The sequence below is a fragment of the Phenylobacterium sp. genome, from assembly GCF_036402295.1.
Classification (GTDB): Bacteria; Pseudomonadota; Alphaproteobacteria; order Caulobacterales; family Caulobacteraceae; genus Phenylobacterium.
Window position 1 is genome coordinate 1 of the sequence record NZ_DASWTE010000242.1, and the last position, 11,153, is coordinate 11,153.

Consider the following 11,153-nt stretch of genomic DNA (forward strand, 5'->3'; position numbering starts at 1 on the left):
GGCCACGCCAAGCGCGTGATGATGGGCGTCTGGAGCTACCTCAGACAGTTCATGTACACGAAGTGGGTCATCGTCGTGGACGCCGACGTGAACGCCCGCGACTGGAAGGACGTGATGTGGGCGCTCTCCACCCGCATGGACCCTGCGCGCGACATCACCGTCATCGAGAACACCCCCATCGACTACCTCGACTTCGCCTCGCCCGAGAGCGGCCTGGGCTCGAAGATCGGCCTCGACGCCACGAACAAATGGCCGCCCGAGACCAAGCGCGAGTGGGGTGAGCTGCTGGCCATGGACGCCGACACCGTGGCCAAGGTCACGCAGATGTGGGGCCGCCTGGGCTTGCCGGGCGACGGCCGGCCGGTGGAATAGCGCGCCATGGACGCCACCGCCTCCGCCCACGCCGCCGCCCTCTGGGCCGGGCTCCACCTGATCCTGCTGCTGGTGCTGTCGGTTCTGGTCACCCGCCAGCGCCGCCGGCACAAGGTCGAGATCGGCGACGGCGGCGTGCCCGCGCTCAACCAGGCGATCCGGGCCTTCGGCAACGCCACCGAGTACGTGCCCTCGGCGCTGGCCGGCCTGGCCCTGCTGGCCATCGTGAACGCCCCGCCGCTGCTCATCCACCCGATCGGCGGCATCCTGCTGGCCAGCCGCGTGGTGCACGCGATCGGCCTGTCGCGGTCGACCGGCGCCACCCTGCCCCGCGCCCTGGGCGTGCTCGGCACCTGGATCAGCTACATCGCCATGGCTGCGGCGCTTTTGTTCTACGCCATCCCCTGAGGGCGTGCGGGGTTGTTCCCGCCCGCGCGGTCGGCCATATCCCCGCGATGGACGAAAACCTGTTGAACGACATCGTGGCCGCCGCTCTTTCGGCCGGCGCCGACGCGGCCGAGGCCGTGGGCGCCGAGCGGCGCAGCCTGTCGATCACCGTACGGATGGGCGAGCTGGAAGAGGTCGAGCGCGAGGAGTCGCGCGACCTGGGCCTGCGCGTCTTCGTCGGCAAGCGGCAGGCGTCCGTCTCGGGCTCGGACATTTCGGCCGAAGCGCGCGCCAAGCTCGTCGAGCGCGCCGTGGCCATGGCCCGCCTCGCGCCCGAGGATCCCTACGCCGGCCTCGCCGACGCCGACCGGCTGGCCCGCGGCCCCCTGCCCGAACTCGACCTCTACGACGCTTCCGAGCCCTCGGCCGAGGCGCTGGAGGACCGCGCCCGCGCCGCCGAGGCCGCCGCCCGCGCCACGCCCAAGGTGACCAACTCCGACGGCGCCTCGGGCTCCTGGTCGTCGTCGCACTGGACCATGGTCACCAGCAGCGGCTTTTCGGGCGTCCACCGCGTCTCGGGCTGCTCGATCAGCGCCTCGGCCATCTCCGGCGACGAGAACGGCATGGAGACCGGCTACGACGGCCGTTCCACCCGCTGGCAGGCCGACCTGCCGACGCCCGAGAGCCTGGGCGCCGAGGCCGGCCGCCGCGCCGCGTCACGGCTGGGCGCCCGCAAGATCGCGTCTACGACCGCCCCGGTGATCTTCGAGAACCGCCTCGCCGGCTCGCTGATGAGCCCGCTGATCGGCGCCATCTCCGGCCCCTCGATCGCCCGCGGCACATCGTTCCTGAAGGACAAGCTGGGCCAGCGGATCTTCGCCAAGGGCGTCGTCATCCGCGACGACCCGCACCGGATCCGCGGCCTGGGCTCCTCGCCCTTCGACGACGAGGGCGTGGCTAACGAGGCCCGCAACCTGATCGACGACGGCATCTTGACCACCTGGCTGCTCAACTCCTCGTCGGCCCGCCAGCTCGGCCTCACCACCACCGGCCATGCCTCGCGCGGCCTGGCCGGACCGCCCGGCGTCTCCACCTCCAACCTCACCTTCCAGCCGGGGACCCGGAACCAGGCCGGCCTGATGCAGGACGCCGGCGCCGGCCTGCTCATCACCTCGATGTTCGGCCCCTCGCTCAACGGCAACACCGGCGACTGGTCGGTCGGCTGCGCGGGCTTCTGGTTCGAGGACGGCGAGATCGCCTATCCGGTCAACGAGATCACCGTGGCGGGCAACCTGCTCGACATCTTCGGCCGCATCACGCCCGGGTCGGACCTCGAGATCCGCGGCGCCGCCAACGCACCGTCGCTGCTGGTGGACGCACTGGCCATCGCGGGACGCTGACGCTGACCGACGACCTCAAACTCATCACCGCCGCCGCCCTGGAGGCCGGCGAGCTCGCCCGCGACATCCGCCGTCGCGGCCTGGAGGTCGAGTACAAGGAGGACGACGGCACGCCGGTGACCAACGCCGACCTCGCCGCCGACCGGCATCTCACCCAGCGCCTGCGCGCGGCGCGGCCGGACTACGGCTGGCTCTCGGAGGAGACCGCCGACGATCCCGTCCGCCTGGACCGCCGGCGGCTCTTCGTGGTCGACCCCATCGACGGCACCCGCGCCTTCCTGAAGGGCCAGCCGTGGTGGTCGGTGGCCATCGCGGTCGTGGAGGATGGGCAGCCTATCGCCGCCGTCGTCTTCGCGCCCGAAGCGGGCGAAACCTACGCCGCCGCCGTCGGCCTGGGCGCCACGCGCAACGACGCGGTCATCCGGCCCAGCGGCGTCGGCGAGCTCATCGACTGCCGGATGGTCGGCGACCCCCTCGTCTTCGGCCACTGGTCCTGGCCGCGGCCCTGGCCCGCCATGCGCGTCGAGCAGCGCAGCTCCACCGCCTACCGCATGTGCCTGGTGGCCGCGGGCGACTTCGACGCCGCCGTGGCGCCGGTCCGCAAGTCGGACTGGGACGTGGCCGCCGGCGACCTGATCGCGCGCGAGGCGGGCTGCTTCGTGGGCGATCACACCGGCGCCGGCTTCCGCTACAATCGCGCCAGACCGTCGCAGGCCAGCCTGATCTGCGCTACGCCGGCGCTCGCCCCATTGATCCTGCCGCTCGTCCAGCATATTGGCGCGCGCAAATGATTTCATATGAAACGAACTAGCTCATGCCCAGCACGCAACTCCTCCACCTCGTGATCGGCGGCGAACTGAAGTCGCTGGAGGGTCCGCCCGAGTTCAAGGACGTCTCGAAGGTCGACTTCGCCGGCGCCTTCGGCAGCTACGAGGAAGCCGTCCGCGCCTGGCGCGCCAAGGCCCAGGCCACCGTCGACAACGCCCTGATGCGCTACTTCGTCCTCCACGCCCACCGCCTGCTCACCCCCGGCGCCGACGACGACCATCAGCACTAAAGACCTCTCCGCTTGCGGGGGAGGTTTTGCTACTCCCGCCTCAGCACGCTCTCGGTGAGCAGGTTGCCCCACATGTTGCTGCGGAAATCGGCCTTCATGCCGGCCGGGTCGTACATCGGGCTCTCGACCCACTCCAGGAAGCTCATCCCGGCCGGTTCGCCCTCGGTGAGGTAGCGGGCGAAGGTGTAGTCCAGGACGCCCGTCTTGCCGTGGCGGATATGCAGGTAGCGCAGCGAGAGCTGCTCCAGCGCCTCGCGGATCGTCTTGTGCTTGCGGAAGTGCATGTAGAGCACGCTCATGATGCCCGCCCGGTCCGCGCCGGACTTGCAGTGCATCAGCGCCGGGTACTCCAAGGTCTCGAACAGCCGCTTGGCCCCCAACACCCGTTCGCGGGAGGGCACCTCGCGCGAGGTGATGGTGAAGTTGACGAAGTTCAGCCCCAGCCGCTCGCACGCGTCCTTCTCCAGCGCGTGGAAGCTGGCATCGAAGCCGCCCCGCAGGTTCACGATCGAGCGGATGCCGCGCTCTTTCCACGCCGCGATCTGGTGCGGCCACGGCTGGTTCGCCCGCACCAGCTCCTCCGACACCCAGTGGGCGTTGGAGAACCCCAGCCGCAGGTAGGCGTGGTCGTTCCACAGGTAGTCGAGATAAGTCTTCGTCCGCCCCCACGGTGTGGCGAGGTCGAAGCGGTCGTCCGCGGCGCTCATGGGCGCCTAAGTAGGGCCAGCCGCCGAACCGGGGAAGAGCACGCAGCGCCTCAGGCCTCTCTCCCCATTGTCATCCCGGTTTGGGCGAAGCCCAAGACCGGGATGACAAGTGTTGGGGTGGGCTGAACGGGACGCCCCACCCGCTTGACTTCGCCCCCGCAACATCGGACCCCAGCCCCATGAGCGAGCCAGCCCTGCCGGAGCTGTCCGCCCGCGCGCTGGTCGCCCGGGTGGCCCGCGTCTACATGGCGCCGCGGTGGAAAGGCTGGGCCGTGGCCATGCTGGCCGCTGTGGTCGTGGCTTACTGCTCGGCGATGCTGGTGCAGATCATCGAGCCGGCCACCAACGACCTCTTGGTGTTCCACAAGGCCGGGGCGATCCTGTGGCTGCCGCTGACCATCGCCGCGCTGGCGGCCGCCCGTACGGCCGCCCAGATCGTCCAGGCCACCCTCGTCAACCGGATCGGCAACGCCGTCGTCGGCGACGTGCAGGTGCAGCTGTTCGGCAAGCTGGTCCGCGCCGACCTCGCCCACCTGCGCAGCCATCACACCGGCAGCTTCGTCTCCTCGGTGCTCTACGACGCCGGCCTGATCCGCGAGGCCGCAACCGCCGGCGTCGTGAACTACACCCAGAACCTGCTCGTCTTCATCGGCGCGGTGGTGGTGATGGTCGCCAACGACTGGCTGCTGTCGCTGGTGCTGATCGGCGCCGTGCCCCTGGCCGGCGTGATCATGCGGCGCTTCTCCCTGCGCACCACCAAGGCGGCCAAGGGCGCCATGGCCGAGACCTCGGCGCTCTCCTCGGCGATCATGGAAAGCCTCGACGGCGTCCGGGTCGTGAAGCTGGAGAACCGCGAGGCCTACGAGGAGGCCCGCGTCGCCGAGGTGGTGGAGCGCCGCCAGCGCCATCTCACCAAGGGCGCCAACGCTCGCGCCCGCGCCGCGCCCGCCACCGAGCTCCTGATGACCCTCATCGTGGCCATCGTCTTCGCCTACGCCGGCTGGCGCTCGACCCAGGGCGAGATGAACGCCGGGGCCTTCTTCTCCTTCGTCGCGGCGCTCACCATGGCCAGCCAGGCGCTGCGCCAGCTCGCCAACCTGCAGACCGTGTTCGCCGAGGGCATGTCGGCGGCTCGCAGACTCTTCGCCGCCCTCGACGTCGAGCCCGAGGTCCGCGAGCAACCCGGCGCCCGGACGATGGCCCGCGCCGAAGGGAACATCCGCTTCGAGGACGTCAGCTTCACGTACGGCGGCGACGGCCCGCCGGCGCTCCGCGGCGTGACCATGGAGGCCCGCCGCGGCGAGACGGTCGCGCTGGTCGGCCCCTCGGGCGGCGGCAAGAGCACCATCCTCAACCTGATCCCGCGGTTCTACGACGTGAGCGACGGCCGCGTGACCCTGGACGGCCAGGACGTGCGCGACGTGACCCTGGCCTCGCTTCGCGACCAGGTCGCGCTGGTCACCCAGGAGCCCTTCCTGTTCGACGACACCGTCGCCGCCAACATCGCCTACGCCCGGCCGGACGCCTCGGCCGCCGAGATCGAGGCCGCCGCGCAGGCCGCCGCCGCGCACGACTTCATCAGCGCCCTGCCCAACGGCTACGGCAGCCTGGTCGGCGAGGGCGGCGCGCGCCTCTCCGGCGGCCAGCGCCAGCGGATCGCCATCGCCCGCGCCTTCCTGAAGGATGCGCCCGTCCTGCTGCTCGACGAGGCCACCAGCGCGCTGGATACCGAGAGCGAGGCCCAGGTGCAGGCGGCCCTGCGGCGCCTCATGGCCGGCCGCACCACGCTGCTGATCGCGCATCGCCTCTCCACCGTGCGCTTCGCCGACCGCATCTACGTCGTCGACCAAGGGCGCATCGTCGAGACCGGCGACCACGTGGGCCTTGTCAAGAAGCGCGGCCTCTACGCCCGCCTGGCGAAGAGCCAGGACCTGGAGGCGGAGCCCGCCGCTTGAAGGCCTTCCTGCGATCCGATGGCGTGCAGGGGTTCCTCGGCTGGGTCCTGGGGACCTACCTGAAACTCATCCTGCGGACCGTGCGCTGGCGGCACGAGAACGTCGCCTGCGTCGAGCCGGTGCTGGCCGATGACACGACCGGAGCCATCGCGCTCTTCTGGCACGGCCGCATCCCGCTCTGCCTCGCCACCGCGCCGCAGTGGTGGAGGAAGCGCACGAAGTGCCTGATCTCGCCCTCGGCCGACGGCGAGTTCATCGCCCGCGCACTGGTCATGTCGGGCTTCCCCGCCATCCGTGTCTCCTCGGCCAAGAAGGGCGACGCGGCGAAGGCGCGCCAGGCCGTCGCCGCCATCCGCGAGGCCACCAACTGGGTGGCCGGCGGCGGGGCGCTGGTCGTGACGCCGGACGGCCCCCGCGGCCCCAACGAGGTCATCGCCGCGGGCTCGCTGCAGATCGCGAAGCGCTCGGGCCAGCCCGTGTTCCTGATGGGCATCGCCGCCAGACCCGCCACACAGATGCAGAGCACCTGGGACAAGGTGATGTGGGCCGCCCCCTTCGGCCGCGGCGCGGTGGTCTGGGAAGGCCCGCTCTACGTGCCGAAGGACGCCGACGACACGACCCTGGAGTCGCTGCTCGACGACTGGTCCGCCCGCCTCTCCGCCGCCACGCGGAAGGCGGAGACGTTGGTTGGGCGCTGACGTGCGCCTCCAAGCCTTCTCCCCGCTCGTCATAAGAAGGGTGGCGCCGTTACTTGTTATCGCGTTGATCGCCCCGGCCTGCGGTGGGACATAGGCTCGCGATGGCTCACGACGCGCACGACCATCACGACGGGCACGCCCACGACCATCACCACGGCGGCGGCCACCATCATCACGCGCCCGGCAACACGGGCCGCGCCTTCGCAATCGGCGTGGTCCTCAACACCGCCTTCGTGGCCGCCGAGGTCGCCGCCGGGCTCTGGACCGGGTCGCTGTCGCTGCTGGCCGACGCCGGTCACAACCTCTCGGACGTTCTGTCGCTGCTCCTGGCGTGGGGCGCGGTCGTGCTGGCCAAACGGGCGCCGGCCGGCCGCCGCACCTACGGCCTGCGCAAGGCCACCATCCTCGCCTCGCTGGCCAACGCGATCCTCCTGATGATCGCCGTCGGCGTCATCGCCTCCGAGGCCGTGCACCGGCTGGCCGAGCCGGCGCGGGTCGACAGCCAGATCGTCATGCTCACCGCCAGCCTGGGCGTCGTGATCAACGGCCTCACCGCCATGCTGTTCATGCGCGGCAGCCACACCGACCTTAACGTCCGCGGCGCCTTCCTGCACATGGCCGCCGACGCCGGCGTGTCGCTCGCGGTCGTCGTCGGCGCGTTCGCCATGGCGCAGACCGGCCTGCTGTGGATCGACCCGGCGCTCAGCCTGGTCATCGCCGGCGTCATCGTGCTCGGGACCTGGGGCCTGCTGCGTGACTCCGCCGACCTGGCCATGGACGCCGCCCCCCGCGGCATCGACGTCGAGGCTGTGCGCCGTTACCTCGCCGGCCTGCCGGGTGTGGAGGGTGTCCACGACCTGCACGTCTGGGCCATCTCCACCACAGAGACGGCGCTCACCGCCCACGTCCTGCGGCCGCTCAACGGCGACGGCGACAGCTTCCTGCACATGGCCTGCGAGGGGCTGGAGCACCGCTTCAAGATCGGCCACGCCACGCTGCAGGTGGAAACCAGCGCCGCCCACGCCTGCCGCCTCGCCCCCGCCGAGGTGGTGTGACGAGGCCAAGCCCCCTCGCCTTCTACGGTGCGCTGACCGGCCTTCTCGAGCCGTTCGCGCCAGCGTTGCTCCGCCGCCGCGCGGCCCGCGGCAAGGAGGACGCGGCGCGCCTGCGCGAACGGCTGGGCCAGGCCAGCGTGCCACGACCCGAGGGCGGCCTCGTCTGGCTGCACGGGGTCAGCGTCGGTGAGGCCACGTCGCTCCTGCCGCTGATTGCCGCCCTGCGCGAGCGCCGGCCCGACCTCACCTTGCTCGTGACGTCCGGCACCACAACCGCGGCCGAACTGCTGGCGCGCCGGCTGCCCGAGGGCGCGATCCATCAGTACGTGCCGCTGGACACGCCGCGCGCCGTCCGCCGGTTCCTGGATCACTGGCGCCCGGCGCTGGCCGTGTTCGTCGAGAGCGAGATCTGGCCCAACCTGATCCAGGAGGCCAACGACCGCGGCGTCCGCCTGGCCCTCCTCTCCGCCCGCATGACCGAGGAGAGCGCGCGCGGCTGGGCCCGCTTCCCGGTCGCCGCGCACGAGATCTTTTCGGCCTTCGACCTGGTCATGGCCCAGGACGCGGCGACCGAGGACCGCCTGCGCCGCCTGGGCGCCGAACCGGACTCCCGGCTCAACCTGAAGCTCACCGGTGACGCCCTGCCCGTCGACGACCTCGAGCTCGCCCGCCTCCGCAAGGCCGCCGCCGGCCGCAAGGTGGTGCTGGCCGCCAGCACCCATCCGGGCGAGGACGAGATCGTCGTCGAAGCCTTCCGCGCCGCCGTCGACGATCCGGCCGAAGCCCTGCTGATCCTCGCGCCGCGTCATCCCGACCGCGGCCCCGACCTTGCGCAGCGCTTCGCCGCCACGCGCCGCTCGGCGGGCGAGGCGCCTACCGGCCCGATCCACGTCGCCGACACCCTGGGCGAACTCGGCCTGTTCTTCCGGCTGGCCGACGTGGTGGTGATGGGCGGGGCCTTCCTGCCCGGCATCGGCGGCCACAACCCGCTGGAGCCGGCCCGCATCGGCCGGCCGATCCTCACCGGCCCGCACGCCTTCAACGCGGCCGAGGCCTACGCCGACCTGTTCGCCGAGGCCGCCGCGATCGAAGCCGCCGACGCCGCGGCGATGGCCCGCCACGTCCGCGGCCTGCTCGACCATCCCCGGATCGCCCGGCGCATGGGCGAGGCCGCGCTGGCCTACGCCGAGCGCCAGGGCGCGGCGCTGCACGAGGCGCTGGCCCGGCTCGAGCCCCTGCTGCCCGCATGAAGCTCGCAACGCCCCGCTGGTGGTACGCGCGCGACGGCAAGGCCAGCCCCGTCCTGCGCGGGTTGCTCACCCCGCTGTCCTGGCTCTGGGCGGCCGAAACCGCGCGCCGGATCGCGGCCGGCCGGCCGGTCGATCCCGGCGTCCCGGTGATCTGCGTCGGCAACCTCACCATGGGCGGGACCGGCAAGACGCCGGTGGTCCGCGAACTCGCCCGTCGGCTGGGCGGCCACGTCCTGTCGCGCGGCTACGGCGGCTCGGAGGCCGGGCCGCTTCAGGTCGATCCGGCGCGCCACACGGCCGCCCAGGTGGGCGACGAGCCGCTCATGCTGGCCCAGGACCTGCCCGTCTGGATCGCTCGCGACCGGGCCGCCGGCGCCAAGGCCGCCGCCGAGGCCGGCGCGAAGGTCGTGGTGATGGACGACGGCCACCAGAACCCGTCGGTGAAGAAGACGCTCTCGCTCGTGGTCGTCGACGGCGAGACCCGCGGCGGGGAGTGGCCGTTCGGCGACGGCCGCGTCTTCCCCGCCGGCCCGCTGCGCGAGCCCCTGAAGGCCGGCCTCGCCCGCGCTGACGCCGCCGTGATCCTGCTGCCTGCCGACCTGGCCGAGCCCGACCCGGACCTCCTGCGCGAGCTGGCCGCCGTGCCGGTGCTGATCGCCCGCCTGGCGCCCGCTGCGCCGGCGCCCGCCGGCCCCCAGGTGGGGTTCGCCGGGGTCGGCAAGCCGTGGAAGGTGGAGCGCGCGCTGCAGGCCGCCGGCTGCGAGCTCGCCGACTTCGCGCCCTTCCCGGACCACCACCCCTACGACGAGGCCACGCTCGCGCGCCTCGCCGAGCGCGCCGCCCAGTTCGGCGCCGGGCTCGTCACCACCGAGAAGGACTGGGCCCGTCTGCCGGCGGCCTGGCGCGCACGCGTCGCGGCCTGGCCGGTGCGCGCCGTCTTCGAAGACGAAGCCGTCCTCGACGCGCTGCTGGCGAGGATCGCGTGACCTACTCGGCCCCGGCCAGCTTCGCGAACTTCCAGCTGGTCTCGGCCAGGCTCAGGACGCGGTCGGCCTGCTGGGCCGCGTGCGGGCTGTTGGCGGTGCCGTCGCGCACCCGTCCCACGATCCCCTGCAGGATGCCGGCGAGGCGGAAGGTGTTGTAGCTGTAGAACCAGTTGAGGTCGTGCAGACCTGTCCGGTTGGTGAGGCTGCAGTAGTACTCCACCGCCTCCTCCAGGGTCGGGATGCCGTGGGTCTTCAGGTCCGGGATCTGCGAGATCCCGCCGTTGATCCAGTTCATCAGCAGGTAGGTGAAGTCGGCCAGCGGCTCGCCCAGCGTGCCCAGCTCCCAGTCGAGCACCGCGGCCACGCGGTTCTCGGTCGGGTGGAAGATCATGTTGTCGAGGCGGTAGTCGCCGTGGACGATCGAGGTGCGCTCCTGCTCGGGCACGGTCTTCGGCAGCCACTCGATCAGCCGCTCGATCTCGGGGATGTGGACGGTTTCGGAGGCCTTGTACTGCTTGGTCCAGCGGTCGACCTGGCGGGCCATGTAGTTGCCGGGCTTGCCGTAGCTCTCGAGGCCGATCTTGACGTAGTCGGTGTTGTGCAGGTCGGCGAGCGTCTTGATCTTCGCCAGGATGATCTCCCGGCGCTCGGCGGGCGTATAGGCCGGCAGCGACTGGTCCCAGAGGATCCGGCCTTCGACCATGTCCATGATGTAGAACATGGTGCCCACGACACTCTCGTCGGTGCAGAGACCGTAGGGCCGCGCCACCGGGAAGCCGGTCGGGTAGAGCGCCGAGATCACCCGGAACTCGCGGTCCACCGCATGCGCCGAGGGCAGCAGCTTGCCCGGCGGCTTGCGGCGCATCACGTACTTCTTGGTGGGCGTGATCAGCTGGTAGGTCGGGTTCGACTGGCCGCCCTTGAACTGGCGCACTTCCAGCGGCCCGGCGTAGCCCTCGACATTGGCCTGCATCCACGCCGCGAGCGCGCCTTCGTCGAAGCGATGGCTTTCGGCGACCTCCTTGGTGCCGGTGTTGAGCGCCTCGCGCTCCTGCTCGGCGGTGACGGCTTCGGCCATGGCGTTCCCTCACGCTTCGTACATTTGTTTGAAGCTCTTTTACCGGTGACGCAGCGGCGGGCAAGCGCTTGACGGCGCGCCGGCCGGCCCCCAGAGCCGGATCATGGTCGAGGACATCACGTCGGTCATCGAGATCGCCGCCCCGCGCGAGCAGGTATGGCGCGCGCTCACCGAACCGGGCCTCGTCGTCCAGTGGATGGGCGCCCTT

At 71.6% G+C, this 11,153-nt stretch carries 11 protein-coding genes and 1 pseudogene; 10 read left to right on the plus strand and 2 right to left on the minus strand.

Annotation, left to right across the window (positions count from 1 at the left end; genetic code table 11):
* The 5 genes and pseudogenes from VGD44_RS15000 to VGD44_RS15020 all read left to right on the plus strand — a co-directional run.
* A pseudogene (locus VGD44_RS15000) lies at positions 1-372 on the plus strand (UbiD family decarboxylase); the annotation flags it as partial.
* A 6-nt stretch (positions 373-378) separates the two neighbouring features.
* Complete coding sequence (locus tag VGD44_RS15005) at positions 379-780, plus strand: MAPEG family protein (protein WP_331088462.1); 402 nt, start codon at positions 379-381, stop codon at positions 778-780.
* A gap of 47 nt (positions 781-827) precedes the next feature.
* A complete protein-coding gene (locus VGD44_RS15010) occupies positions 828-2,159 on the plus strand; it encodes a TldD/PmbA family protein (RefSeq protein ID WP_331088464.1) in 1,332 nt (443 codons plus the stop codon).
* Positions 2,156-2,950 carry a 3'(2'),5'-bisphosphate nucleotidase CysQ gene (locus VGD44_RS15015; protein WP_414694666.1) on the plus strand — a complete coding sequence of 265 codons (795 nt, stop codon included), beginning with the start codon at positions 2,156-2,158 and terminating at the stop codon, positions 2,948-2,950. Before VGD44_RS15010 ends, VGD44_RS15015 begins: the two co-directional genes overlap by 4 nt.
* A gap of 23 nt (positions 2,951-2,973) precedes the next feature.
* Positions 2,974-3,216, plus strand: coding sequence for a DUF4170 domain-containing protein (locus tag VGD44_RS15020; RefSeq protein WP_331088467.1), 243 nt, complete (start codon positions 2,974-2,976; stop codon positions 3,214-3,216).
* A gap of 29 nt (positions 3,217-3,245) precedes the next feature.
* Here the strand turns inward: VGD44_RS15020 and VGD44_RS15025 are convergent, their stop codons facing one another.
* Positions 3,246-3,923 (minus strand): fused DSP-PTPase phosphatase/NAD kinase-like protein, encoded by a 678-nt coding sequence (locus tag VGD44_RS15025; RefSeq protein ID WP_331088469.1) that lies wholly within the window; start codon positions 3,921-3,923, stop codon positions 3,246-3,248.
* 179 nt (positions 3,924-4,102) lie between these two features.
* Between VGD44_RS15025 and VGD44_RS15030 the strand changes: the two genes are divergently transcribed.
* The 5 genes from VGD44_RS15030 (at position 4,103) to lpxK (ending at position 9,867) form a co-directional block, all read left to right on the plus strand.
* Positions 4,103-5,878, plus strand: coding sequence for an ABC transporter ATP-binding protein (locus VGD44_RS15030; protein ID WP_331088471.1), 1,776 nt, complete (start codon positions 4,103-4,105; stop codon positions 5,876-5,878).
* Entirely contained in the window at positions 5,875-6,576 is a 702-nt protein-coding gene (locus VGD44_RS15035; RefSeq protein WP_331088473.1) for a lysophospholipid acyltransferase family protein, read from the plus strand. The genes VGD44_RS15030 and VGD44_RS15035 overlap by 4 nt, the downstream gene beginning before the upstream one ends.
* 101 nt (positions 6,577-6,677) lie before the next feature.
* A complete protein-coding gene (locus VGD44_RS15040) occupies positions 6,678-7,631 on the plus strand; it encodes a cation diffusion facilitator family transporter (RefSeq protein WP_331088475.1) in 954 nt (317 codons plus the stop codon).
* A complete protein-coding gene (locus VGD44_RS15045; RefSeq protein WP_331088477.1) occupies positions 7,628-8,881 on the plus strand; it encodes a 3-deoxy-D-manno-octulosonic acid transferase in 1,254 nt (417 codons plus the stop codon). Before VGD44_RS15040 ends, VGD44_RS15045 begins: the two co-directional genes overlap by 4 nt.
* Entirely contained in the window at positions 8,878-9,867 is a 990-nt protein-coding gene (gene lpxK, locus VGD44_RS15050; protein ID WP_331088480.1) for a tetraacyldisaccharide 4'-kinase, read from the plus strand. Before VGD44_RS15045 ends, lpxK begins: the two co-directional genes overlap by 4 nt.
* Position 9,868: 1 nt before the next feature.
* Here the strand turns inward: lpxK and VGD44_RS15055 are convergent, their stop codons facing one another.
* On the minus strand, positions 9,869-10,945 hold the full coding sequence (locus VGD44_RS15055) for a phosphotransferase family protein (RefSeq protein WP_331088482.1): 1,077 nt from the start codon (positions 10,943-10,945) through the stop codon (positions 9,869-9,871).
* Positions 10,946-11,153: the final 208 nt, after the last annotated feature.